This window comes from Lysinibacillus sp. FSL W8-0992 (genome assembly GCF_038008685.1).
Classification (GTDB): domain Bacteria; phylum Bacillota; class Bacilli; order Bacillales_A; family Planococcaceae; genus Lysinibacillus.
On record NZ_JBBOZQ010000001.1, the window covers coordinates 709,763 to 736,729 of the forward strand.

At 42.5% G+C, this 26,967-nt stretch carries 12 protein-coding genes, 2 tRNA genes, 6 rRNA genes and 1 other annotated feature; of the genes, 2 read left to right on the top strand and 18 right to left on the bottom strand.

The genetic code is table 11. From position 1 onward, the window contains the following. Nucleotides 1–14: 14 nt before the first annotated feature. Nucleotides 15–350 (bottom strand): ArsR/SmtB family transcription factor, encoded by a 336-nt coding sequence (locus NSQ74_RS03355; RefSeq protein ID WP_340821492.1) that lies wholly within the window; start codon nucleotides 348–350, stop codon nucleotides 15–17. 162 nt (nucleotides 351–512) lie between these two features. Between NSQ74_RS03355 and tadA the strand changes: the two genes are divergently transcribed. Then, on the top strand, nucleotides 513–1,013 hold the full coding sequence (tadA, locus tag NSQ74_RS03360; protein WP_401015164.1) for a tRNA adenosine(34) deaminase TadA: 501 nt from the start codon (nucleotides 513–515) through the stop codon (nucleotides 1,011–1,013). Between the two features lie 154 nt (nucleotides 1,014–1,167). Here tadA and NSQ74_RS03365 read toward each other — a convergent pair whose 3' ends face one another. The 5 genes from NSQ74_RS03365 to pdxS form a co-directional block, all read right to left on the bottom strand. After that, nucleotides 1,168–2,742 (bottom strand): amidohydrolase, encoded by a 1,575-nt coding sequence (locus NSQ74_RS03365; protein ID WP_340821495.1) that lies wholly within the window; start codon nucleotides 2,740–2,742, stop codon nucleotides 1,168–1,170. Between the two features lie 319 nt (nucleotides 2,743–3,061). Next, nucleotides 3,062–4,396 carry a sigma 54-interacting transcriptional regulator gene (locus NSQ74_RS03370; RefSeq protein WP_340821497.1) on the bottom strand — a complete coding sequence of 445 codons (1,335 nt, stop codon included), beginning with the start codon at nucleotides 4,394–4,396 and terminating at the stop codon, nucleotides 3,062–3,064. A 223-nt stretch (nucleotides 4,397–4,619) separates the two neighbouring features. Further along, nucleotides 4,620–5,900 carry a serine--tRNA ligase gene (gene serS, locus NSQ74_RS03375; RefSeq protein WP_340821499.1) on the bottom strand — a complete coding sequence of 427 codons (1,281 nt, stop codon included), beginning with the start codon at nucleotides 5,898–5,900 and terminating at the stop codon, nucleotides 4,620–4,622. A gap of 78 nt (nucleotides 5,901–5,978) precedes the next feature. Beyond that, nucleotides 5,979–6,195 (bottom strand) — a binding site (T-box leader). A gap of 48 nt (nucleotides 6,196–6,243) precedes the next feature. Further along, nucleotides 6,244–6,807 (bottom strand): pyridoxal 5'-phosphate synthase glutaminase subunit PdxT, encoded by a 564-nt coding sequence (gene pdxT / locus NSQ74_RS03380; protein ID WP_340821500.1) that lies wholly within the window; start codon nucleotides 6,805–6,807, stop codon nucleotides 6,244–6,246. 1 nt (nucleotide 6,808) lies between these two features. Further along, on the bottom strand, nucleotides 6,809–7,693 hold the full coding sequence (gene pdxS / locus NSQ74_RS03385) for a pyridoxal 5'-phosphate synthase lyase subunit PdxS (RefSeq protein WP_340821501.1): 885 nt from the start codon (nucleotides 7,691–7,693) through the stop codon (nucleotides 6,809–6,811). Between the two features lie 105 nt (nucleotides 7,694–7,798). Here pdxS and pdxR point away from each other — a divergent pair, with 105 nt between their 5' ends. Then, on the top strand, nucleotides 7,799–9,229 hold the full coding sequence (gene pdxR, locus NSQ74_RS03390) for a MocR-like pyridoxine biosynthesis transcription factor PdxR (protein WP_340821502.1): 1,431 nt from the start codon (nucleotides 7,799–7,801) through the stop codon (nucleotides 9,227–9,229). A gap of 17 nt (nucleotides 9,230–9,246) precedes the next feature. On the opposite strand, the gene asnB is transcribed toward pdxR, so the two are convergent. From asnB to NSQ74_RS03450, 12 genes are all read right to left on the bottom strand, one after another. Continuing rightward, nucleotides 9,247–11,088: an asparagine synthase (glutamine-hydrolyzing) gene (gene asnB / locus NSQ74_RS03395; RefSeq protein ID WP_340821503.1), complete on the bottom strand. Its 1,842-nt coding sequence runs from the start codon at nucleotides 11,086–11,088 to the stop codon at nucleotides 9,247–9,249. A gap of 104 nt (nucleotides 11,089–11,192) precedes the next feature. Next, complete coding sequence (locus tag NSQ74_RS03400) at nucleotides 11,193–12,524, bottom strand: D-alanyl-D-alanine carboxypeptidase family protein (RefSeq protein WP_445669053.1); 1,332 nt, start codon at nucleotides 12,522–12,524, stop codon at nucleotides 11,193–11,195. Nucleotides 12,525–12,664: 140 nt separating this feature from the next. After that, the gene (gene guaB, locus NSQ74_RS03405) at nucleotides 12,665–14,128 is read right to left on the bottom strand and encodes an IMP dehydrogenase (RefSeq protein ID WP_228134214.1); all 1,464 of its coding nucleotides are present in this window, start codon (nucleotides 14,126–14,128) and stop codon (nucleotides 12,665–12,667) included. Between the two features lie 403 nt (nucleotides 14,129–14,531). Continuing rightward, nucleotides 14,532–14,647: ribosomal RNA gene (gene rrf, locus NSQ74_RS03410) — 5S ribosomal RNA — on the bottom strand. A 72-nt stretch (nucleotides 14,648–14,719) separates the two neighbouring features. Next, a 23S ribosomal RNA gene (locus NSQ74_RS03415) occupies nucleotides 14,720–17,647 on the bottom strand. Between the two features lie 181 nt (nucleotides 17,648–17,828). Continuing rightward, nucleotides 17,829–19,380 (bottom strand): 16S ribosomal RNA (locus NSQ74_RS03420). Together the 16S, 23S and 5S rRNA genes form the textbook arrangement of a ribosomal RNA operon. 302 nt (nucleotides 19,381–19,682) lie before the next feature. Continuing rightward, entirely contained in the window at nucleotides 19,683–20,576 is an 894-nt protein-coding gene (locus NSQ74_RS03425; protein WP_340821505.1) for a patatin-like phospholipase family protein, read from the bottom strand. Between the two features lie 972 nt (nucleotides 20,577–21,548). Then, nucleotides 21,549–21,664, bottom strand: a 5S ribosomal RNA gene (gene rrf / locus NSQ74_RS03430). Between the two features lie 72 nt (nucleotides 21,665–21,736). Next, nucleotides 21,737–24,664, bottom strand: a 23S ribosomal RNA gene (locus NSQ74_RS03435). A gap of 225 nt (nucleotides 24,665–24,889) precedes the next feature. Further along, nucleotides 24,890–24,965, bottom strand: a tRNA-Ala gene (locus NSQ74_RS03440). A 13-nt stretch (nucleotides 24,966–24,978) separates the two neighbouring features. After that, nucleotides 24,979–25,055, bottom strand: a tRNA-Ile gene (locus NSQ74_RS03445). 96 nt (nucleotides 25,056–25,151) lie between these two features. Beyond that, nucleotides 25,152–26,703: ribosomal RNA gene (locus NSQ74_RS03450) — 16S ribosomal RNA — on the bottom strand. Between the last annotated feature and the right edge of the window lie 264 nt (nucleotides 26,704–26,967).

A 26,967-nucleotide genomic window follows, 5' to 3' on the forward strand; every position in this document is an offset into this window, starting at 1 on the left:
TTAATACAATACTTTTAGTTGTGCGTCGCGTGTTCAATTGCTTGCTTCAATAAATTCATGATGTGATCATCATCTTTTGAATAATATAAGCTTGTTCCTTCTCTCCTAAATTTCACTAATCTTAAATTTTTTAAAAATCGTAACTGATGAGATACTGTTGATTGACTTAAGTCTAATATTTCAGCGATGTCATTGACCGAGTGCTCATCTGAACATAATAAATTTAAAATGCGTATTCTTGTCGGGTCACTCAATGCTTTAAACGTTTGAGAGACCACAAATAGCGTTTCTTCATCTAAGTGCTGTCCCTTTCCGCTCTCTACTTCTACCTGTTTTACTTGTTCATCCATTTTCCGTTCCCCCAATATTGTATTTATATATGAGCATGTGTTCATATATAAATATATATGGTTATTTTAGGAATGTCAATTCAAAGCAAAACACAAAACTCCACACGCGTGATACACTATTTGTAAGGAGAGATACTAGTGGATAATTATGAAACAGACGTTATGTTTATGGGCCAAGCCTTAGAAGAAGCTAAAAAAGCTGCCTTGCTTGGCGAGGTGCCGATAGGAGCCGTTCTTGTATATGAAGGAGAAGTCATTGCTAAAGCACATAATCTACGTGAAACAACCCAAAATGCTACAACGCATGCTGAATTAATGGTTATTCAAGAGGCATGTAAAAAAATAGGTAGTTGGCGCCTTGAACAAACAACACTCTATGTCACATTGGAACCTTGCCCCATGTGCGCAGGTGCCATTTTGCAGTCACGAGTGCCGCGTGTTGTATATGGTGCGAGAGATATTAAAGCAGGGTGTGTCAATTCGCTCTATCATTTATTAAATGATGCCCGTTTTAACCATGAATGTGATGTTACAGAAGGTATTTTGGCTGAAGACTGTGGTCAAATTTTAACTGACTTTTTCCGCGTATTACGTGAACGAAAAAAGGCGGAGAAAAAAGCACGTAAAATGGCTGAAAGCACAGGATCTTGTGAATCATTGTAGGTTAAGTTCCTTTGCTCTAATAAGAAAAAGGTACCTCAAAACTTATGAGGTACCTTTTTCTTTTCTATGATTATGGGGATGGCGATATATATGAAATGTGTCGTAGCAGCGACAACATCTTCATAACAAAATAATAGTTTCATGCTAGCAAAAATTACTGTTTAAAAACACACTCGCCTTCAATATAAGTAGCAAGTGGCTTCACATTCATAATCTGGTCTTGTGATATTTCACGAAGGTCTTCCGCTAATACAACGAAATTCGCTTCATAACCCTCTTTCAGCTGACCGACCTTTTCCATACGTATCATCGTTTTTGCATCTGCCGTATAAAGCTGTAATGCTTCTTCTACTGAAATACGTTCTGCGGCCCCTAAATCTGTCCCATCATATGCAGTACGTGTAACGGCTGCCTGAATTGTTACGAAAGGATTGGATGCTTCTGCCCAAGATGTCGCAGGTGCGTCTGATGATAAAGCTGTAGCAATGCCTTGCTGTAAAAATGTTTGCACACCATATAACGTTTGCGTTTTCTCTAGGCCGAGATTTTGTAAGTAGCTTTCAATTTCACAAAATAAGAAGATTGGCTGTGGCACAAATCCGATGCCCCATTCAGCTGCCTTCTTCAAGGCACTCTCTGACGGCATTGCAGCATGTTCGATACGAACAGATGGCGCATCTGTTAACCACGCTTCTTCTTCATAGAAAGTATTAACAATTAAGTCTATAGCTCTGTCGCCCATTGCATGAACGACTAATTGAATACTATGCTTCCTTGCTTCAATAGACGCAGCTAAAAGTTCCTCTTTTGTCGTCATGGCAATACCTGTTTCAGAACTGTTTAAAAATGGCTCAGAGACAAGCGCTGTACGTCCCGATACACTACCATCCGAAAACAACTTAATTCCGCCTATATATGCACCTGCTTGGCGATTTAAATTTTCTTCTACTAATAAATCATGGTTTTGTATATCATCCCATACATAATTAACAGCGACACGTTGCTTCAAACCTTTTGTACGTGCCTTACGATATAAGCTTAAATAATCAAGCGGACTTACCGTTGCCATCATTTCTGTAATACTTGTTACACCATAGGAAGCTAAAATATGAGATAGTTTCACAAGTCTTGCTACAATTTCATCTTCAGATGGTGATGGTAAATGTTGCAGTACTAAATTGCGCGCATTTTCACGAAGCACGCCTGTCGGCTCACCGTTTTGGTCTCGGTCAATTTGTCCACCTTGCGGATTAGGAGTGTCCTTTGTAATACCTGCAATTTCTAATGCTTTACTATTAACAGAAATAATATGTCCACATGTACGCATGACGATTACTGGTAATTCTGTTGATGCACGATCTAAATCTGCCTTTAGTGGTGCACGTTTCTCAGCCAGCTTTCCTTCATCGTAGCCCCAGCCTAAAATCCAGCCACGTTGACTAGCATCGTAATTTTGTAAAGCTACAATCATTTCGTCGATTGAAAGAATTTGTGGTGGTAGGCAAGCTACTTGCTCAAGCACATCCGCCAACATTATTGGGTGCATATGCGCATCGATAATACCTGGAATAATAACTTTTCCTTGTAGATCTATAATTTCTCCTTCATATGAAGGCATATCTTCTTCTAAACCAAGCCATTTAATCTTGCCATCAGCAATCACCATTGCTGTAGCAGATTGACATTCGGAATTGGCTGTATAAATTTTTGCATTACGAAAGATTTTCATTATTCTTCAACTCCTATTTCTTCAACACCAAGGTCGTTTTCGTTAGGTCGTCGGCTTTCACTACTATATGTAATAAAGCACCTACTCAAAAGCCGATGGGATGGTATCATCCAATCGAATCCACTAGACTGCAGTAGGACAAAAGTTAGTGAGAACTGGCATGTTAATAGCAAGTTTTTAAATTACTTATGTTATAGGAGAACAATACACTGTCCCCTTAATCATCATCAAAACTCACATAAGATTTATCTAAATCATAAAAAACTTTTAGCAATGAAAAAAGGAGATAAATTTTTATCTCCTTTTTGTAAAAAAAATTTTACAACAACTCATATTTTAAACATTTATATTTAAGTAGCTGACGTGAGATACCTAAACGACGGGCTGTTTCTGCTAAGCGCCCTTCTGTTTCACGCAATTTTTCAGCAATGATCAGGCGTTCATAAGCTTCTGTTAAATCTCTTAAATGTCCTGAATGGATATTAGGCATGGACGGCTGAGCTTTTTGCTGCACCGTTCTTACAATGCGCTCTGGAATATGCTCCAGTAAAATTTTTTGTCCTGTTAAATTGTTATAGGCCGCTTCTAGAGCATTTTTTAGTTCGCGCACATTTCCTGGCCAATGATATTCATAAAATAATTGAAGTACCTCTTCACTATAACGAACATCTTTTTGAATTGTATGCTCATTATAAAATTGAATATAAAAATCAAGAATAGCAGGTATATCTTCTTTGCGCATATGAAGCGGTGGCAAATCTATTTGCATAACGTTCAGACGATAAAACAAATCCTCACGTAATTTTTTTTCTGCTAAAAGTTTATCTAAATCTTCATTGACCGTTGTAATATATCTAATATCTAACGGCTCTCCATTCAGCGATTTCAAATCTACCGCATGCAGTAATTTTGCCTGTAATGATAAATCCAGCATATTTAACTGATCAATAAGTAAGGTACCCCCATTAGCCTCCTGCAGTTTTCCTTGTTTCCCTTCAGCCTCGATACCGTAAAGCTGTGAAAAAATATTATCCTCTGTCAATGTGGAACAATTGAGCACAATATACGGCTTCGTAAAACGCTCGCTTTCATTATGAATACCTTGCGCTACGATATCCTTCCCTGTACCTGTTTCCCCTGTAATCAGAATAGATGAATTTTTCTTTGCACCACGGCGAGCCTTCTCAGTTTGAGCTTTCATTTCTGCATTCACAGAAATTAAATCTTCTAAACGGTAATTTGTATGGTTATCTCGATATAATTTATGTCCGAGGAAATGATCCAAATATTTTATTTGTTTACTCTCATAAAAATGCTTTGAAAACTCAATAGCACCAATAATTGCTCCACCTTCGATAATTGGATAGGTTGAGCTTAGCGATGTATAACTAAAGCCATTTAACGTCGTCAGAACCTGTTCAAAGTAAATGATTGGTTCCCCTGTTTGCAGTACTTTAAAAATTGTACTTGTTTCAGTTGATAAATTTTGATAGCTATCAGTCACGGTTTTTTGGAAAAATTCATCTGGTGTTAAGCCAATCTCTAACAATATATTTAAATCTGCTAAATCATAAAAAATTGCGCAGCCTTTTTCATCGGTAATTAACACATTATCAAACTCTCTTAATGCTTGTGTAAATTGATGTAGAACCATGAATTTTCTCCCCCCTTGTCCCCATGAATTATACTCATTATAACGAATTTTCTAAAATAATGAGAGATTCGAGCGCTAAAAAAGCAAAAAAAAGCTATTTTAGAAAATCTAAAACCAGATTAACTAAAATAGCTTATCGTATTGTCTTTGCTTTTACCTGTGGAATTACTACATTTCTGTCAGTAGAAGCCTGTAATTACGGATCTGTGACCACAGTAATTTGTTATTTTGGTGCAATCACTGTTTTTCCGCCCATATAAGGAACTAATACCTCTGGAATCACTACACTTCCATCGGCTTGCTGATAGTTTTCAAGGATAGCAGCCACTGTTCGACCAATTGCAAGACCTGAGCCGTTTAATGTGTGCACATATTCTGGTTTTGCATTTGGCTCACGGCGGAAACGAATATTCGCACGGCGCGCTTGGAAATCCTCAAAGTTTGAGCAAGAAGAAATTTCACGGTACATATTTTGTGCCGGAATCCAAACTTCTAAATCATATTTTTTCGCAGCTGTGAAACCTAAATCAGCTGTACACATTTTTAACTTACGGTAAGGTAAACCTAATAATTGCAGTACTTTTTCAGCGTGACCAGTTAATAATTCTAGTTGCTCGTAAGATTCTTCAGGTTTAACAAAACGTACTAATTCTACTTTATTGAATTGGTGCTGGCGAATTAAGCCACGTGTATCGCGACCTGCAGAGCCCGCTTCTGAGCGGAAGCAAGCACTATATGCTGCAAAGCCCTGTGGTAAAGCTTCAATAGGAAGAATTTCATCGCGGTAGAAATTCGTAACTGGTACTTCTGCTGTTGGAATCATAAAGTAGTCTGTATCATCTACTTTAAATACATCTTCCTCAAACTTAGGCAGCTGACCTGTACCTGTTAAGCTGTCTCGATTCACAATAACAGGTGGTAGCATTTCTTCATAGCCATGCTCTTCTGCATGTAAATCCATCATAAAACTCATTAATGCACGTTCTAAACGAGCACCTAAGCCACGGTAGAATAAGAAACGGCTTCCAGTTACTTTTGCACCGCGTTCAAAATCGACAATTTGTAAATCTGTTGCAATATCCCAGTGTGCTTTAATGTCGAAATCAAAAGTTGGTACTTCGCCCCAAGTATATTCCTCAACATTATCGTCTTCAGTAGTACCAACTGGCACAGATTCATGTGGAACGTTTGGTAAACGCATCATCATATCTTTAAAACGATCTTCTACTTCATTTAGCTGTGTATCTAACTCTTTAATCTCATCGCCAACCTGACGCATACGAGCGATTACTTCATCAGCATTTTCTTTATTACGTTTCATAACAGAAATCTGTTCAGACACTTTATTTCGTTCAGCTTTAAGCTCTTCTGCCTTTGCGATTAATTCGCGACGCTTCGTATCTAAAGCTTCAAAATCGTCTAAGTTTCCTAAATCCTCGTTACGTGTTAATAGCATTTCTTTAATTTCCGCAAAGTTATCACGGACGCGTTTAATATCTAACATCGTTCATACCTCCAGTAGTAGATTTCATAATGATGGGTGTTTTATTTATGATGGAACACAAAAAAGCCCTCATCCCATGAAAGGGACGAGAGCTACCCGCGTTGCCACCCTAATTGACCAGACACTTTGCCTAGTCCACTTATCTCATAACGGCATTTCAGCCGGCGACAGCCTACTTCATTTACTTCGACTGCGCAACTCCAGGACGGATTCACAAGTGCTTTTATCAGCTTCCACCAACCGCTGACTCTCTAAAAAAAACGTGCTTGTTACTACTTCCCATCATCGTGTTTACTTATTTAAATTTTATCCTACTGTACTATATGATTCGAGATTTTGCAAGTCACACCATAGACGTCACAAAATATTCGAGAATACGCGAATCTGTCGTTAGTTCAGGATGAAATGAACATCCAAGTAAATGCCTATCACGTGCTAGCACAATTTTACCTTCATGCACAGCTAACACTTCCACACCTTCGCCGACTGACACAATATGCGGTGCTCGAATAAAAACAGCAGATATCGCTTCACCAATTGCTGGAACATCCAACTCCACTTCAAAGCTATCTACTTGACGTCCATACGAATTTCTCGCAACGACAACATCCATGACAGCTAAATGTGGTTCATGATCGACCAGCTCTTTTGCGAGTAAAATGAGACCTGCACAAGTGCCGAACATCGGTAATCCTTGTTGTGCAAGTGTTCGTATTGGTTCTAGCAGGTCATAGCGATTTAGCAACTTGCGCATCGTCGTACTTTCTCCACCAGGTAATACTAGACCATCAAGCCCTACTAGCTGCTCCTTATGCTTTACTAAAACCGTTTGACATCCAAGTGCATCTAACATTTGTACATGCTCTCGAACAGCACCCTGTAATGCTAACACACCGATTATTTTCATGTTACCAGCCTCGTTCTTGCATACGTTCACTTTGACTCAGCTGTGCAATATCAATACCTTTCATCGGCACGCCAAGCTCCTTTGAAATTTCTGCAATCAATTGATAGTCTTTATAATGTGTCGTTGCTTCGACAATGGCACGTGCAAATTTCTCGGGATTTTCTGATTTAAAAATACCTGACCCAACAAATACACCATCGGCACCTAATTCCATCATAAGGGCAGCATCTGCTGGCGTCGCAACACCACCTGCTGCAAAGTTTACAACTGGTAAGCGACCAAGCCTTTTAATTTCTCGTAATAATTCAAAAGGAGCACCTAGTAATTTCGCTTCTGTCATTAGCTCATCCTCAGTCATTCCGACAACTTTTCGCACTTGCGCATTGACCTTACGAATATGACGGACAGCCTCTACAATATTACCTGTACCTGGCTCACCTTTCGTTCGTAGCATAGACGCCCCTTCACCGATACGACGAGCTGCCTCACCTAAATCACGACAACCGCATACGAATGGTACTGTATAATCACTCTTTAATAAATGAAATTCCTCATCTGCTGGCGTTAATACCTCACTCTCATCAATATAATCAACGCCCATAGCTTCTAATACTCGCGCTTCAACAATATGACCAATACGTGCCTTTGCCATTACTGGAATAGTGACTGCTCCCATAACTTCTTCAACAATACGCGGATCTGCCATGCGCGCAACTCCTCCAGCCTTTCGTATATCCGAAGGTACGCGCTCTAACGCCATAACAGCTACAGCCCCTGCCGCTTCAGCAATTTTTGCCTGTTCTGCATTTATGACATCCATAATTACGCCACCCTTTTGCATTTCAGCCATCCCACGCTTCACTAATTCAGTTCCTGTTTGCTTCATTATTTTCTACCTCCACCTTTGTGATAAAATTTAGTATAATAGAAATTGACCATATCAAAATATTCAGTTTACAAAATAATTATAAGGTCAGGAGAATAATCGCTCATGGATATGCTCTTATTTCAGCTTGAAAAAGATGGTGGAAAACCGCTATATGATCAGCTTTATAGCGGGATAAAAGAAGCCATTACTACAAAGAAAATTACCGTTGGAGAAAAATTACCTTCAAAAAGAAAATTAGCAGATTTTTTAAATATTTCTCAAACGACTATTGAAATTGCCTATGCGCAGTTACTTGCTGAAGGTTATATTATGTCAAAATCGAGGGTCGGTTATTTTGTTGAGGAAATTGATGAACTTCCATATATTCAGCAAGACACATCCACATACCTAACAGAGCAGCCTCGGAAAAAATCATATTCCATTGATTTTAACCCTGGTTCCATTGATATTGATGCCTTCCCATTTCAAACGTGGCGAAAATATGCAAAAGAGCTATTTGATGATGCCTCGAAGGAACTATTATTAACAGGTGAGCCACAGGGAGAATTAGCATTACGTACGGAGATTGCTAATTATTTATATCAATCACGTGGCGTTATTTGTAGCCCTGAACAAATTGTTATTGGCTCCGGTACTGAACAATTACTTCCGATGATATTACGTCTCTTCAGTGAAGATACTTGCTTTGCGCTCGAAAACCCTGGTTATCCAACAGTGCATCGGATGTTTCTACAACATAAGCGAAAAGTTTGTCCAATCTCTGTAGACGATGAAGGAATTCTTATTCAGGAATTAGAAAAAACAACTGCCAACGTTGTTTATATAACGCCATCGCATCAATTCCCTACTGGCGCTGTATTATCTGCCACAAGACGTGCCCAGGCATTGAATTGGGCCGCACAAAGCCCATCACGATATATCATTGAGGATGATTATGATTCTGAATTTCGTTATACTGGAAAACCAATTCCTGCTCTTCAAGCATTAGATCGCAATGACAAAGTCATTTATATGAGTACCTTTACAAAATCATTAATGCCATCTTTGCGAGTTGCTTATTTTGTGCTTCCACCAAAGCTGCTAGCTACTTATAATGACGTCTTTAATTATTATTCATCGACAGTACCTAGATTTGATCAGCACATTGTAGCCAATTTTATGCGAGATGGTCACTTTTCAAAGCATTTGAATCGTATGCGAAAAGTATATCGAAAAAAGCATGAGAAGCTAACTACCATTTTAGAAAATTATTCTACTCAAATTAAAATAACGGGAGAGCAAGCAGGCATGCACATCTTGCTCAACGTTCAGCATGAATTATCCGAGAAACAATTACAGCAAAGTGCCAATGCTGCAGGAATAGGTATCTATCCATTATCAGATTATCGACTTGATGAGGATACAGCCTCACAAGCTCAATTTTTACTTGGCTTTGGCGGTATACCTGTGCATGAAATTGAAACATCCGTCGAGAAATTAATGAATTGCTGGGCAATACAACGTAAACAACCATCTACATCACGATTAAAGTGATAAGATGGTTGTGCTTTTTATCCATTTTCTTTTAGTTGAATATTATAATGCTTAAACCACGTATGAATTTGCCCTAAATAGGCTAAGAGTTGCGGACCAGCCATTAATTGTCCATACCATGGCACTTTAAATGAACTTCCTCCAGACTCAATTAACTCTACTAGTTTTTGTCGTTCAAAAAATTCATGAAGAACTGAATTTTTATCGTTTAATATTTCTTTTAACCACGTTTGAACACCTGCAGTATAAATAGGATGATACGTTTTCGGATATGGATTCTTTTTGCGATATAACACTTCCTCTGGCAATAAATGTGACATCGCTTTTCGAAGTAAGCCTTTTTCCATACCGTCTAAATTTTTCATTTCCCAAGGAATATTCCATGTATATTCTACAAGCCGATGATCTGCAAATGGCACACGCACCTCTAGACTCGCGCCCATACTCATCCGATCTTTTCGTTCTAGCAATGTTTGCATAAACCATACCATGTTTAAATAAAACATTTCACGGTGCTGTGCTGCCTCTGAACTTTCCCCCTCGAGATAAGGTACTTCTCCAATCGTTTGATCATATACTTGCTGTGCGTAATTTTCCACGTCTAACTTGTTGCGCCATTCCTGCCGTAACATAGCTGTTCTTTCTGGAAGTGATCGAATCCATGGAAAGCCGGTAGTCTTTTCTTTAAACCATGGATAACCACCGAATATTTCATCTGCACATTCCCCCGATAAAGCGACCGTAAAATCTTTTTTTATTTCTCGGCAAAACCATAGTAACGAGGAGTCAACATCCGCCATACCAGGGGCATCTCTGACAATGACAGCTTCTATTAATAAATCGATTAATTGTTGTTGTGAAATTTGCTCAGCATGATGCGTTGTATCAAATGAGTCGTTCATTTTTTTAATCCAATAAGTGTCAGTTGAAGTTTGAAAAGCGTGTGGATTAAAGAATCGTTCGTTATCCTCATAGTCGATAGAGTACGTATGAAGTTTGCCTTTATTTTGTTGCTGGAAGCTATTTGCCGCAATACCGGTAATAATACTAGAATCTAAACCTCCAGACAGAAATGTGCAAATCGGTACATCTGATACAAGTTGTCGTTCGATAGCATCTGTCAGTAAATAGCGTACATGATCAATTGTATCTTCCAATGACTCTTCATGTTTTTTGCTTTGAAGCTGCCAATATTGCCATATACGTACCCCGTCTCTTGAATACCTCATTGCATATCCTGGCCGTAATTCATTAATATTATGAAATAGCGACTTACCAGGTGTTTTAGATGGTCCTACAGCCATTATCGTAGCAAGCCCTTCTGTATTAACAATTGGATGGACTGCTGGATGAGCAAATAGCGCCTTTACCTCTGATGCAAAAAGTAACCCTTCTTGCTGCTCCGTATAATACAAAGGCTTTACCCCAAGACGGTCACGACACAGAAAAAGTGATTCTGTTTGTTCATCCCACACGCCAAAAGCAAATATGCCATTTAAATAGTTCACACATTGTTCTTTCCATTCAATATAAGCAGTTATTAATACTTCCGTATCTGACTGAGTTGTAAAAACATGCCCTCTCGTTTGTAGTTCTTTACGTAATTCTTCTGTATTATACAGCTCGCCATTATATGTAATGGCATAGTTTACGCCATCATGTTTTTTCATCATCGGTTGCTTGCCACCTATTAAATCAATAACCGCTAACCGTCGATGGCCAAATGCAATATGTTCATTACACCAAGTATTTTCATCATCAGGGCCTCGTTTACTTAATGCTTGCGCCATTGACTTCATGATTTTATCACTTGTTCGTAAATCCTTTTTAAAGCTAGCCCACCCTGTAATACCACACATTTAGCCACATCCTTTCGCCTATTAGCGTATGCACATAGCCAGTAAAATGTGAAAAAGAACACGTTATGCTTTTTCAAACATAAACGTGTTCTTTATATTAGTTTTTAAAATAATCCACCAACAAAGTCAGTAATACCGCCCCATAAGCTGCCGAAGAAGTTACCGATACCTTGGAAGAATAGAGCAATGCCACTTGCACGTTCAACAGATGCAGTTGTCACGACGTCAGATGCAAATTCCTTGCCATCGATAAAGCCGTAATCCTTACCTTCTGTGCGCTCTATAACGACTTTACCTACTACCGTATCTTTCTTAACTTTAGCTTCAAGGCTTTTTTTATCTAATACTAATTTAGGTTGATATAAATCTTTTTCAGAAGATTTCACCATAAATGAAATTGGTTCTTTCACAGCGATGGCTACTTTATCTTCTTTCCCTTTTGTAACTTTTACAGTCTTTTGGTCTTTAAATTTATAGTTTGCTGGGATAATTTCATGTTTTGTAAATTGTGAAAAACCGTAGTTAAATAATTTTGCTGTAGCATCAAAACGTGCTTTATACGAACCTTGTCCATTTGCATCTACAGCTTTCATTACAACTGCAATTAAACGTGTCCCGTTGCGTTCTGCAGTACCTGTGAAGCAATGTCCTGCAAAGTTTGTAGTCCCTGTTTTCAGGCCGTCTACGCCTTCATATTGGAATACTAGACCCGGCAACATAAAGTTCCAGTTTGACATCTCAATTGCATCATCTGTACCTTCACGGAATGTCTTTTTTGTAATCTTAGATGTTTCTAAAACCTTTGGATGGTCTTTTAATAAATGATACGCTAATTTTGCTACAGACTTAGCTGGCATCACATTCTCGTCTTCTGGGCCAGTGCCTGCTGGTTGCATACCGAATAAATCTGCATTGTTAAGACCAGTAGCATTTACAAACTTATAACCTTCAAGTCCAAGCTCTTCTGCCTTTTTGTTCATAAGTTTTAAAAACTCAGTTTCCGTACCAGCAATTGTTTCTGCAATAGCTACTGTCGCTGCATTTGCAGAATAGATAGCCATCGCCTCATAAAGTTCACGAATTGTATATGATCCGTCTCTTCGTAATGGTACATTACTTAATGCACGATTTTGAGACATGCGATACGTATAATCTGTAACATGATATTCTTGATCCCATTTCACCGTACCTGCATCGATTGCATCCAGTAGTAGATACTCTGTCATCATCTTCGTCATACTAGCGATACCTAGTGAAGTATCTGCATTTTGTTCATATAAAATTTTTCCTGAATCTGCGTCGATTAGAATCGCAGCATCTACTGTAAGCCCTAAATCTGTTTCTGCATTTGCTTTCGCAGGCATACCCGCGAATATACTAAATAATAGAACAGGAATTAGGAGCAAACGTAATACGGTGTTCATTGTTTTTTTCACCTTCATTGCCCTCCAAAAAATAATCTTGTCCTCGACATTTTATCATAGATATCATCCTACGTGCGCAATCTGTATCATAAAAAATGCCCCCGTGCCATCTTTGTAGACGATACGAGAGCATAAAAGTTGCTTGAAATTTATTACATTGAATAGTTTGGTGATTCTTTAGTAATTTGAACATCATGAGGATGTGACTCACGAAGACCTGCACCTGTCATACGAACAAACTGAGCTTTGTCACGTAAGTACTCAAGGTTAGGAGCTCCACAATAACCCATACCTGCTCGAATACCGCCGATCAATTGATAAACTGTATCTGCTAGAGGACCTTTATAAGGAAGTCGACCTTCAATTCCTTCAGGCACTAATTTTTTCGCATCCTCTTGGAAATAACGATCTTTTGAACCTTTTTCCATTGCACCAATTGAACCCATACCGCGATAAACTTTAAAGCGACGACCTTGGAAAATTTCAGTATCCCCAGGAGATTCAGAAGTACCTGCAAGAAGTGAACCAAGCATTACGATGTTACCACCTGCTGCAAGGGCTTTTACGATATCTCCAGAGTATTTAATACCACCATCAGCAATAATTGTTTTACCAAGCTCACGAGCTACTGTAGCGCAATCATAAATAGCTGTAATTTGAGGTACACCTACACCTGCAACAACACGAGTTGTACAAATTGATCCTGGTCCAATACCAACTTTCACTACATCTGCACCAGCCTCAAATAGTGCACGAGCGCCGTCTCCAGTTGCTACGTTACCAGCAATGATTTCTAGTTCAGGGTATGTCTCACGGATAGATCGAATTGTTTGTAGTACGCCCTCTGAGTGTCCATGAGCTGTATCGATTACTACGATATCCACTTGTGCTTCAACAAGCTTCTCAATGCGAACCATTGTATCTTTAGAAACACCTACTGCTGCGCCTACTAATAAACGACCATGTACATCTTTCGCAGCTTTCGGGAATTCAATTACTTTTTCAATATCCTTAATTGTAATTAAGCCAGTTAATTTACCATCTTCATCTACAATAGGAAGTTTTTCAATTTTGTATTGTTGAAGAATTTTTTCAGCATCCTCTAAAGTCGTTCCAACAGGAGCCGTAATCAAATCTTCTTTTGTCATTACATCTTCAATTTTTAAAGAGTAGTCAGAAATAAAACGTAAATCGCGGTTTGTAATAATACCAACTAGTTTTTGGTTTTCCATACTATCAACAATTGGAACACCTGAAATTCGGTATTTCCCCATTAAATGTTCAGCATCGAAAACTTGGTGGGTTGGAGTTAAGAAGAATGGGTTTGTAATAACGCCATTTTCAGATCGTTTTACTTTTTCAACTTGTTCTGCTTGCTCATCGATTCCCATATTTTTATGGATAATACCGATACCACCTTGACGTGCCATAGCAATTGCCATCTTAGATTCTGTTACTGTATCCATACCTGCACTGACCATTGGAATATTTAATTTAATCTTTGGTGTTAGTTGAACTGATAAATCAACATCTTTCGGTAATACTTCTGAATGAGCTGGTACTAATAATACATCATCAAAAGTTAAACCTTCTTTGGCAAATTTAGATTCCCACATTTTCGTAACTTCCTCCTATAGTTAAAAGAATATTAATTGTAAGATTAACAACGAGTCATGCTACTGTCAAGAAACTTATAAAAGAAAGACAATTCAGATATTTTAATCTAGTAAAATTTATACCCTATTCTTCATTTTTAAGACCGATTTTCTATATTTAATGTACGATTTTCTCTACTTAATATATTTTTCTCGTAAAAACCTAACTACCTTTAAAAGATTCAAATCCATAATGATTTAATTGCAGATTACAAATATTTTATTCTTTCATACAAAATATTTTCACACATTATAACAAAAATAGGAGCAACGAGATTCATAGTAGAGTGCCGACAAAGAGGATTGTAATTAATTTTCAACCCAAATATAAAAAAACAGCCAGCTATTGCTGACTGCTTTGTGTGCCTAGCGACGTCCTACTCTCACAGGGGGAAGCCCCCAACTACCATCGGCGCTAAAGAGCTTAACTTCCGTGTTCGGTATGGGAACGGGTGTGACCTCTTTGCCATCATCACTAGACCTTATATTTTGTTGAAAGATTTTGTTCTTTCAAAACTGGATAAACGGTTCATTGAATGTTTCAAACTTTTTTTGGTTAAGTCCTCGATCGATTAGTATTCGTCAGCTCCATGTGTCACCACACTTCCACCTCGAACCTATCTACCTCATCGTCTTTGAGGGATCTTACTTACTTGCGTAATGGGAAATCTCATCTTGAGGGGGGCTTCATGCTTAGATGCTTTCAGCACTTATCCCGTCCACACATAGCTACCCAGCGATGCCTTTGGCAAGACAACTGGTACACCAGCGGTGTGTCCATCCCGGTCCTCTCGTACTAAGGACAGCTCCTCTCAAATTTCCTACGCCCACGACGGATAGGGACCGAACTGTCTCACGACGTTCTGAACCCAGCTCGCGTACCGCTTTAATGGGCGAACAGCCCAACCCTTGGGACCGACTACAGCCCCAGGATGCGATGAGCCGACATCGAGGTGCCAAACCTCCCCGTCGATGTGGACTCTTGGGGGAGATAAGCCTGTTATCCCCGGGGTAGCTTTTATCCGTTGAGCGATGGCCCTTCCATGCGGAACCACCGGATCACTAAGCCCGTCTTTCGACCCTGCTCGACTTGTAGGTCTCGCAGTCAAGCTCCCTTGTGCCTTTACACTCTACGAATGATTTCCAACCATTCTGAGGGAACCTTTGGGCGCCTCCGTTACCTTTTAGGAGGCGACCGCCCCAGTCAAACTGTCCGCCTGACACTGTCTCCTGCCCCGCTAAGGGGCATGGGTTAGAATTTCAATACAACCAGGGTAGTATCCCACCGACGCCTCCTTCGAAGCTGGCGCTCCGAGATCTCTGGCTCCTACCTATCCTGTACAAGTTGTACCAAAATTCAATATCAGGCTACAGTAAAGCTCCACGGGGTCTTTCCGTCCTGTCGCGGGTAACCTGCATCTTCACAGGTACTATAATTTCACCGAGTCTCTCGTTGAGACAGTGCCCAGATCGTTACGCCTTTCGTGCGGGTCGGAACTTACCCGACAAGGAATTTCGCTACCTTAGGACCGTTATAGTTACGGCCGCCGTTTACTGGGGCTTCAATTCGCAGCTTCGCTTGCGCTAACCACTCCTCTTAACCTTCCAGCACCGGGCAGGCGTCAGCCCCTATACGTCACCTTACGGTTTTGCAGAGACCTGTGTTTTTGCTAAACAGTCGCCTGGGCCTATTCACTGCGGCTCTCGTGCGCTTGCACGCTCAAGAGCACCCCTTCTCCCGAAGTTACGGGGTCATTTTGCCGAGTTCCTTAACGAGAGTTCTCTCGCACACCTTAGGATTCTCTCCTCGACTACCTGTGTCGGTTTGCGGTACGGGCACCTCTCACCTCGATAGAGGCTTTTCTTGGCAGTGTGAAATCAGGAACTTCGTCCATACGGACTCGCCATCACAGCTCAACGTTACAGTGTGCGGATTTGCCTACACACACGCCTTACTGCTTGGACGCGCACAACCAACGGCGCGCTTACCCTATCCTACTGCGTCCCCCCATTTCTCAAACGGTGAGGAGGTGGTACAGGAATATCAACCTGTTGTCCATCGCCTACGCCTATCGGCCTCGGCTTAGGTCCCGACTAACCCTGAGCGGACGAGCCTTCCTCAGGAAACCTTAGTCATACGGTGGACGGGATTCTCACCCGTCTTTCGCTACTCATACCGGCATTCTCACTTCTAAGCGCTCCACCAGTCCTTCCGGTCTGACTTCAACGCACTTAGAACGCTCTCCTACCACTGACATCGTAGATGTCAATCCACAGCTTCGGTGAATCGTTTAGCCCCGATACATTTTCGGCGCAGCGTCACTCGACCAGTGAGCTATTACGCACTCTTTAAATGATGGCTGCTTCTAAGCCAACATCCTGGTTGTCTGTGCAACGCCACATCCTTTTCCACTTAACGATTACTTTGGGACCTTAGCTGGTGGTCTGGGCTGTTTCCCTTTTGACTACGGATCTTATCACTCGCAGTCTGACTCCCGTGTATAAATATCTGGCATTCGGAGTTTGTCTGAATTCGGTAAACCGGGATGGCCCCCTAGTCCAAACAGTGCTCTACCTCCAGTATTCTCATCACGAGGCTAGCCCTAAAGCTATTTCGGAGAGAACCAGCTATCTCCAAGTTCGATTGGAATTTCTCCGCTACCCACACCTCATCCCCGCACTTTTCAACGTGCGTGGGTTCGGGCCTCCAGTAAGTGTTACCTCACCTTCACCCTGGACATGGGTAGATCACCTGGTTTCGGGTCTACGACCACGTACTAATTCGCCCTATTCAGACTCGCTTTCGCTGCGGCTCCGCCTTATAAAGCTTAACCTCGCACGTAATCGTAACTCGCCGGTTCATTCTACAAAAGGCACGCTATCACCCATTAACGGGCTCTAACTACTTGTAGGCACACGGTTTCAGGATCTCTTTCACTCCCCTTCCGGGGTGCTTTTCACCTTTCCCTCACGGTACTGGTTCACTATCGGTCACTAGGTAGTATTTAGCCTTGGGAGATGGTCCTCCCGGATTCCGACGGAATTTCACGTGTTCCGCCGTACTCAGGATCCACTCTGGAGGGAATAAACTTTCGACTACAGGGCTTTTACCTGCTCTGGCGGACCTTTCCAAGTCGCTTCATCTAACTCATTCCTTTGTAACTCCGTATAGAGTGTCCTACAACCCCAAGAGGCAAGCCTCTTGGTTTGGGCTCTTCCCGTTTCGCTCGCCGCTACTCAGGGAATCGATTTTTCTTTCTCTTCCTCCAGGTACTTAGATGTTTCAGTTCCCTGGGTCTGCCTTCAAGACGCTATGTATTCACGTCAAGATACTACGCGATTAAACGTAGTGGGTTCCCCCATTCGGAAATCTCCGGATCAAAGCTCACTTACAGCTCCCCGAAGCATATCGGTGTTAGTGCCGTCCTTCTTCGGCTCCTAGTGCCAAGGCATTCGCCGTGCGCCCTTAATAACTTAACCTAGTTATTAAGCCTAAAAAACTTAATTTAAAAATAAATGTGTTTGTTACAATTTCAATGTCGTTTTATCCAGTTTTCAAAGAACAAGTTTTGAAGTATTTCATCGTAATGATGAACCTTCAAAACTGAACGCAAAACGTAATCTTACAAACCCAAGGTTTGTATTCCGAAAATATCCTTAGAAAGGAGGTGATCCAGCCGCACCTTCCGATACGGCTACCTTGTTACGACTTCACCCCAATCATCTATCCCACCTTCGGCGGCTGGCTCCAAAAGGTTACCTCACCGACTTCGGGTGTTACAAACTCTCGTGGTGTGACGGGCGGTGTGTACAAGGCCCGGGAACGTATTCACCGCGGCATGCTGATCCGCGATTACTAGCGATTCCGGCTTCATGTAGGCGAGTTGCAGCCTACAATCCGAACTGAGAACGACTTTATCGGATTAGCTCCCTCTCGCGAGTTGGCAACCGTTTGTATCGTCCATTGTAGCACGTGTGTAGCCCAGGTCATAAGGGGCATGATGATTTGACGTCATCCCCACCTTCCTCCGGTTTGTCACCGGCAGTCACCTTAGAGTGCCCAACTAAATGATGGCAACTAAGATCAAGGGTTGCGCTCGTTGCGGGACTTAACCCAACATCTCACGACACGAGCTGACGACAACCATGCACCACCTGTCACCGTTGTCCCCGAAGGGAAAACTGTATCTCTACAGTGGTCAATGGGATGTCAAGACCTGGTAAGGTTCTTCGCGTTGCTTCGAATTAAACCACATGCTCCACCGCTTGTGCGGGCCCCCGTCAATTCCTTTGAGTTTCAGTCTTGCGACCGTACTCCCCAGGCGGAGTGCTTAATGCGTTAGCTGCAGCACTAAGGGGCGGAAACCCCCTAACACTTAGCACTCATCGTTTACGGCGTGGACTACCAGGGTATCTAATCCTGTTTGCTCCCCACGCTTTCGCGCCTCAGTGTCAGTTACAGACCAGATAGTCGCCTTCGCCACTGGTGTTCCTCCAAATCTCTACGCATTTCACCGCTACACTTGGAATTCCACTATCCTCTTCTGCACTCAAGTCTCCCAGTTTCCAATGACCCTCCACGGTTGAGCCGTGGGCTTTCACATCAGACTTAAGAAACCACCTGCGCGCGCTTTACGCCCAATAATTCCGGACAACGCTTGCCACCTACGTATTACCGCGGCTGCTGGCACGTAGTTAGCCGTGGCTTTCTAATAAGGTACCGTCAAGGTACAGCCAGTTACTACTGTACTTGTTCTTCCCTTACAACAGAGTTTTACGAACCGAAATCCTTCTTCACTCACGCGGCGTTGCTCCATCAGGCTTTCGCCCATTGTGGAAGATTCCCTACTGCTGCCTCCCGTAGGAGTCTGGGCCGTGTCTCAGTCCCAGTGTGGCCGATCACCCTCTCAGGTCGGCTACGCATCGTCGCCTTGGTGAGCCGTTACCTCACCAACTAGCTAATGCGCCGCGGGCCCATCCTATAGCGACAGCCGAAACCGTCTTTTAGAATTGTCTCATGAGAGACAACAAGTTATTCGGTATTAGCCCCGGTTTCCCGGAGTTATCCCAAACTATAGGGTAGGTTGCCCACGTGTTACTCACCCGTCCGCCGCTAACGTCAAAGGAGCAAGCTCCTTATCTGTTCGCTCGACTTGCATGTATTAGGCACGCCGCCAGCGTTCGTCCTGAGCCAGGATCAAACTCTCCATAAAAGAAATTTGATTAGCTCAAATTGTTTTGCTGGCATCAATTTTGATGTCCAAAATTTTGTTTTGTTCACTAACGAAGTTAGCTAGTAAAAACTATATTGATTACGTTTTGCTTGTTCAGTTTTCAAGGTTCATTTTGTTAACTGTTTTGTAAGAGTTAACTTTTATATAATAACATGTTTTTGAAATAATGTCAAACATTTATTTTGTTTTTTTATTTCGTAGTTACATGTCGTAACAGCAACTTTTATATAATAACATCTAGTTTATAAGTCGTCAATAGGTTTTATCATTTTTTTAGAATTTTATATTCTAAACCTAGGCCATGTCTTTAAGAATTGAATAGTACGGTTCCTACCTATCTCTAGTAATGTTTCCTTTGTCTCCTCATTTAAATCAAATTGCGTAGCGCTATAATCATCTACCGGAATAAAAACAATATCTCTTTCATGTCTTCTTGAAATATATCTTTCATCATGTGCCCCTTTCATAGTTGCAAATAACGCTTCAAATAAATTTAAACCATTCTTTATTACTTGAGGACATTGTTCTTCACTACTTCTACTTAGTTTAAGACCAAGTACTGGTCGCTTTTTGCGTCCTTCTTTATCATCAAAGATCCATAGAGGGAAATTACTTAATACACCACCATCAACAATGACTGATTCGCCTTTTCCTGTTTTTAATGTAACCGGTTCAAAGAAAAATGGAATACCACAGCTCATACGCAATGCACTAGCAACAGAAAAATTACTAGCATCGATTTGATACTTGTGTAAATCATCTGGTAAAACAATAATTCTACCATTTGATAAATCCGACGCTACTAATTTCAATGAACCTTCGGGTATATCCGCAAAAGTGTAAACTCCCTTATCCGCTAATTTTTGAAAGAACCATTTTTCTAATGCTTTCCCTTTATACAAGCCTAAATGGTTATAGACATTAATCCATTTCATAAACGGCAATGGCAGAAATGTTTTTCGAGGGTCTAATAATGAAGGTACATCCAACTCTTCAAGCATACATTCAATTTCTTTACCACTATAACCAGCAGCAATAAAAGCTGCTAAAATAGCTCCAGCACTTGTTCCTGCAACCCGTTTAAAGTGGAAATTTTCAGCTTCTAATACTTGATACGCTCCAACTAATGCGAACCCTTTCAATCCCCCACCAGAAAAAACACCATCAATCCACAAAATTCCCTCTCCTTTTTCAAGTAATGGTTACATTATAGGAAACTAGCAAAAAGATTAGAACTTAAAAAAGCGAAATTTGTCGATTTAGTAAAGCAGTATAATACTCAACTCCGTAAACAACTTGTGTGCCTAAATTGGAATCAACGTTTAGCAAATATTTTGTTATAATGTATTCTTTAACTATAAAATTTTAGCCGTATCGACCCTCCTTACTTATAGTTAAAGAATAGAGGAAACACAGTTCCTTAGTTTTCATCTGTGTAAATTTAGCATGATGGCCAGAAGTCCATATTCTTCATTAATTAAAAAGAACCCCCTTGTATTAAACAGCCTTCATAGAAATTCATATAAAGGCTCTAATAGGGACTAGCAATTCTGCTATGTAAAACATCATTTTATAAAAAAACAATCTTAACTGAAAAGGCAGCAATGACAAAGGATAAATCCCTTTCATTACTGCCTTTATCTTTTAACAACTGAGTATTATAAAAAGGTACTTACTGAATAAAATTACTATTCATCATATAAATCGTAAGTTATTAGAACGATCAAAATATAAATCTTATAAAAATACCAAATCTTAAATTGCACAAGTGATTAATATCTGCAATTTCTCTTAAATATGTATAAATATATACAAGCATCTGAAAATACGCAATAGTGTTAACACCATAGCTTTGAAAAAATTTAGTATTGCTTTCCCATCTGATATAAATATGCATCAATTACAAACTCATCACAACACTTATCTCTTCAATAATAAATGATAGATTGTTACCCCCCTTGGGAATCTATACTTACAGATGGAACTTTCTCTGAATCTATATGGTGGTCGTATTTACTCGAATACCCCTAACGGGCTTCTAGCATCATCTATCTTTCGCAATTCGTTTAATTACACAATCGTCTCTATTAAATCTTTATTTTTAGATAAAACAAAAAAACAGCCAGCTATTGCTGACTGCTTTGTGTGCCTAGCGACGTCCTACTCTCACAGGGGGAAGCCCCCAACTACCATCGGCGCTAAAGAGCTTAACTTCCGTGTTCGGTATGGGAACGGGTGTGACCTCTTTGCCATCATCACTAGACCTTATATTTTGTTGAAAGATTTTGTTCTTTCAAAACTGGATAAACGGTTCATTGAATGTTTCAAACTTTTTTTGGTTAAGTCCTCGATCGATTAGTATTCGTCAGCTCCATGTGTCACCACACTTCCACCTCGAACCTATCTACCTCATCGTCTTTGAGGGATCTTACTTACTTGCGTAATGGGAAATCTCATCTTGAGGGGGGCTTCATGCTTAGATGCTTTCAGCACTTATCCCGTCCACACATAGCTACCCAGCGATGCCTTTGGCAAGACAACTGGTACACCAGCGGTGTGTCCATCCCGGTCCTCTCGTACTAAGGACAGCTCCTCTCAAATTTCCTACGCCCACGACGGATAGGGACCGAACTGTCTCACGACGTTCTGAACCCAGCTCGCGTACCGCTTTAATGGGCGAACAGCCCAACCCTTGGGACCGACTACAGCCCCAGGATGCGATGAGCCGACATCGAGGTGCCAAACCTCCCCGTCGATGTGGACTCTTGGGGGAGATAAGCCTGTTATCCCCGGGGTAGCTTTTATCCGTTGAGCGATGGCCCTTCCATGCGGAACCACCGGATCACTAAGCCCGTCTTTCGACCCTGCTCGACTTGTAGGTCTCGCAGTCAAGCTCCCTTGTGCCTTTACACTCTACGAATGATTTCCAACCATTCTGAGGGAACCTTTGGGCGCCTCCGTTACCTTTTAGGAGGCGACCGCCCCAGTCAAACTGTCCGCCTGACACTGTCTCCTGCCCCGCTAAGGGGCATGGGTTAGAATTTCAATACAACCAGGGTAGTATCCCACCGACGCCTCCTTCGAAGCTGGCGCTCCGAGATCTCTGGCTCCTACCTATCCTGTACAAGTTGTACCAAAATTCAATATCAGGCTACAGTAAAGCTCCACGGGGTCTTTCCGTCCTGTCGCGGGTAACCTGCATCTTCACAGGTACTATAATTTCACCGAGTCTCTCGTTGAGACAGTGCCCAGATCGTTACGCCTTTCGTGCGGGTCGGAACTTACCCGACAAGGAATTTCGCTACCTTAGGACCGTTATAGTTACGGCCGCCGTTTACTGGGGCTTCAATTCGCAGCTTCGCTTGCGCTAACCACTCCTCTTAACCTTCCAGCACCGGGCAGGCGTCAGCCCCTATACGTCACCTTACGGTTTTGCAGAGACCTGTGTTTTTGCTAAACAGTCGCCTGGGCCTATTCACTGCGGCTCTCGTGCGCTTGCACGCTCAAGAGCACCCCTTCTCCCGAAGTTACGGGGTCATTTTGCCGAGTTCCTTAACGAGAGTTCTCTCGCACACCTTAGGATTCTCTCCTCGACTACCTGTGTCGGTTTGCGGTACGGGCACCTCTCACCTCGATAGAGGCTTTTCTTGGCAGTGTGAAATCAGGAACTTCGTCCATACGGACTCGCCATCACAGCTCAACGTTATAGTGTGCGGATTTGCCTACACACACGCCTTACTGCTTGGACGCGCACAACCAACGGCGCGCTTACCCTATCCTACTGCGTCCCCCCATTTCTCAAACGGTGAGGAGGTGGTACAGGAATATCAACCTGTTGTCCATCGCCTACGCCTATCGGCCTCGGCTTAGGTCCCGACTAACCCTGAGCGGACGAGCCTTCCTCAGGAAACCTTAGTCATACGGTGGACGGGATTCTCACCCGTCTTTCGCTACTCATACCGGCATTCTCACTTCTAAGCGCTCCACCAGTCCTTCCGGTCTGACTTCAACGCACTTAGAACGCTCTCCTACCACTGACATCGTAGATGTCAATCCACAGCTTCGGTGAATCGTTTAGCCCCGATACATTTTCGGCGCAGCGTCACTCGACCAGTGAGCTATTACGCACTCTTTAAATGATGGCTGCTTCTAAGCCAACATCCTGGTTGTCTGTGCAACGCCACATCCTTTTCCACTTAACGATTACTTTGGGACCTTAGCTGGTGGTCTGGGCTGTTTCCCTTTTGACTACGGATCTTATCACTCGCAGTCTGACTCCCGTGTATAAATATCTGGCATTCGGAGTTTGTCTGAATTCGGTAAACCGGGATGGCCCCCTAGTCCAAACAGTGCTCTACCTCCAGTATTCTCATCACGAGGCTAGCCCTAAAGCTATTTCGGAGAGAACCAGCTATCTCCAAGTTCGATTGGAATTTCTCCGCTACCCACACCTCATCCCCGCACTTTTCAACGTGCGTGGGTTCGGGCCTCCAGTAAGTGTTACCTCACCTTCACCCTGGACATGGGTAGATCACCTGGTTTCGGGTCTACGACCACGTACTAATTCGCCCTATTCAGACTCGCTTTCGCTGCGGCTCCGCCTTCTAAAGCTTAACCTCGCACGTAATCGTAACTCGCCGGTTCATTCTACAAAAGGCACGCTATCACCCATTAACGGGCTCTAACTACTTGTAGGCACACGGTTTCAGGATCTCTTTCACTCCCCTTCCGGGGTGCTTTTCACCTTTCCCTCACGGTACTGGTTCACTATCGGTCACTAGGTAGTATTTAGCCTTGGGAGATGGTCCTCCCGGATTCCGACGGAATTTCACGTGTTCCGCCGTACTCAGGATCCACTCTGGAGGGAATGAACTTTCGACTACAGGGCTTTTACCTGCTCTGGCGGACCTTTCCAAGTCGCTTCATCTAACTCATTCCTTTGTAACTCCGTATAGAGTGTCCTACAACCCCAAGAGGCAAGCCTCTTGGTTTGGGCTCTTCCCGTTTCGCTCGCCGCTACTCAGGGAATCGATTTTTCTTTCTCTTCCTCCAGGTACTTAGATGTTTCAGTTCCCTGGGTCTGCCTTCAAGACGCTATGTATTCACGTCAAGATACTACGCGATTAAACGTAGTGGGTTCCCCCATTCGGAAATCTCCGGATCAAAGCTCACTTACAGCTCCCCGAAGCATATCGGTGTTAGTGCCGTCCTTCTTCGGCTCCTAGTGCCAAGGCATTCGCCGTGCGCCCTTAATAACTTAACCTTCAACGGCTTCCAATCCACTGCGCATTTCGTTGTCAGCTTCTTTCGTTCAGTCAGTCACGTACGTAAGTACGCTCCTTCTTTCACTCAATTGCTTCCTAGAACTGCTTGTGTCTTGAAACCCTATTATTAGTTATTAAGCCTAAAAAACTTAATTTAAAAATAAATGTGTTTGTTACAATTTCAATGTCGTTTTATCCAGTTTTCAAAGAACAAATAAAAAAATTGGTGGAGCCTAGCGGGATCGAACCGCTGACCTCCTGCGTGCAAGGCAGGCGCTCTCCCAGCTGAGCTAAGGCCCCAAGAGGTTATATATGGTGGGCCTAAATGGACTCGAACCATCGACCTCACGCTTATCAGGCGTGCGCTCTAACCAGCTGAGCTATAGGCCCTCTTGGAAGTTTTATAAAATTGTTTATAAACCTTCAAAACTGAACGCAAAACGTAATCTTACAAACCCAAGGTTTGTATTCCGAAAATATCCTTAGAAAGGAGGTGATCCAGCCGCACCTTCCGATACGGCTACCTTGTTACGACTTCACCCCAATCATCTATCCCACCTTCGGCGGCTGGCTCCAAAAGGTTACCTCACCGACTTCGGGTGTTACAAACTCTCGTGGTGTGACGGGCGGTGTGTACAAGGCCCGGGAACGTATTCACCGCGGCATGCTGATCCGCGATTACTAGCGATTCCGGCTTCATGTAGGCGAGTTGCAGCCTACAATCCGAACTGAGAACGACTTTATCGGATTAGCTCCCTCTCGCGAGTTGGCAACCGTTTGTATCGTCCATTGTAGCACGTGTGTAGCCCAGGTCATAAGGGGCATGATGATTTGACGTCATCCCCACCTTCCTCCGGTTTGTCACCGGCAGTCACCTTAGAGTGCCCAACTAAATGATGGCAACTAAGATCAAGGGTTGCGCTCGTTGCGGGACTTAACCCAACATCTCACGACACGAGCTGACGACAACCATGCACCACCTGTCACCGTTGTCCCCGAAGGGAAAACTGTATCTCTACAGTGGTCAATGGGATGTCAAGACCTGGTAAGGTTCTTCGCGTTGCTTCGAATTAAACCACATGCTCCACCGCTTGTGCGGGCCCCCGTCAATTCCTTTGAGTTTCAGTCTTGCGACCGTACTCCCCAGGCGGAGTGCTTAATGCGTTAGCTGCAGCACTAAGGGGCGGAAACCCCCTAACACTTAGCACTCATCGTTTACGGCGTGGACTACCAGGGTATCTAATCCTGTTTGCTCCCCACGCTTTCGCGCCTCAGTGTCAGTTACAGACCAGATAGTCGCCTTCGCCACTGGTGTTCCTCCAAATCTCTACGCATTTCACCGCTACACTTGGAATTCCACTATCCTCTTCTGCACTCAAGTCTCCCAGTTTCCAATGACCCTCCACGGTTGAGCCGTGGGCTTTCACATCAGACTTAAGAAACCACCTGCGCGCGCTTTACGCCCAATAATTCCGGACAACGCTTGCCACCTACGTATTACCGCGGCTGCTGGCACGTAGTTAGCCGTGGCTTTCTAATAAGGTACCGTCAAGGTACAGCCAGTTACTACTGTACTTGTTCTTCCCTTACAACAGAGTTTTACGAACCGAAATCCTTCTTCACTCACGCGGCGTTGCTCCATCAGGCTTTCGCCCATTGTGGAAGATTCCCTACTGCTGCCTCCCGTAGGAGTCTGGGCCGTGTCTCAGTCCCAGTGTGGCCGATCACCCTCTCAGGTCGGCTACGCATCGTCGCCTTGGTGAGCCGTTACCTCACCAACTAGCTAATGCGCCGCGGGCCCATCCTATAGCGACAGCCGAAACCGTCTTTTAGAATTGTCTCATGAGAGACAACAAGTTATTCGGTATTAGCCCCGGTTTCCCGGAGTTATCCCAAACTATAGGGTAGGTTGCCCACGTGTTACTCACCCGTCCGCCGCTAACGTCAAAGGAGCAAGCTCCTTATCTGTTCGCTCGACTTGCATGTATTAGGCACGCCGCCAGCGTTCGTCCTGAGCCAGGATCAAACTCTCCATAAAAGAAATTTGATTAGCTCAAATTGTTTTGCTGGCATCAATTTTGATGTCCAAAATTTTGTTTCGTTCACTAACGAAGTTAGCTAGTAAAAACTATATTGATTACGTTTTGCTTGTTCAGTTTTCAAGGTTCATTTTGTTTCATTTTGTGTGTCACCTCTTGGCGACTCATTAATAATATCAAGTTTCATAATCTATGTCAACACTTTCTCTAAAAAAATTAAAATAGTTTTTAATAACATTAATTCACTCTTATATTACAGCAAG

Excerpts from the sequence above, each read along its gene's own strand:
- NSQ74_RS03355 (WP_340821492.1), bottom strand. The coding sequence starts at position 350 with ATGGATGAACAAGTAAAACAGGTAGAAGTAGAGAGCGGAAAGGGACAG.
- tadA (WP_401015164.1), top strand. The coding sequence starts at position 513 with ATGTTTATGGGCCAAGCCTTAGAAGAAGCTAAAAAAGCTGCCTTGCTT.
- NSQ74_RS03365 (WP_340821495.1), bottom strand. The coding sequence starts at position 2,742 with ATGAAAATCTTTCGTAATGCAAAAATTTATACAGCCAATTCCGAATGT.
- NSQ74_RS03370 (WP_340821497.1), bottom strand. The coding sequence starts at position 4,396 with ATGGTTCTACATCAATTTACACAAGCATTAAGAGAGTTTGATAATGTG.
- serS (WP_340821499.1), bottom strand. The coding sequence starts at position 5,900 with ATGTTAGATATTAAACGCGTCCGTGATAACTTTGCGGAAATTAAAGAA.
- pdxT (WP_340821500.1), bottom strand. The coding sequence starts at position 6,807 with ATGAAAATAATCGGTGTGTTAGCATTACAGGGTGCTGTTCGAGAGCAT.
- pdxS (WP_340821501.1), bottom strand. The coding sequence starts at position 7,693 with ATGAAGCAAACAGGAACTGAATTAGTGAAGCGTGGGATGGCTGAAATG.
- pdxR (WP_340821502.1), top strand. The coding sequence starts at position 7,799 with ATGGATATGCTCTTATTTCAGCTTGAAAAAGATGGTGGAAAACCGCTA.
- asnB (WP_340821503.1), bottom strand. The coding sequence starts at position 11,088 with ATGTGTGGTATTACAGGGTGGGCTAGCTTTAAAAAGGATTTACGAACA.
- guaB (WP_228134214.1), bottom strand. The coding sequence starts at position 14,128 with ATGTGGGAATCTAAATTTGCCAAAGAAGGTTTAACTTTTGATGATGTA.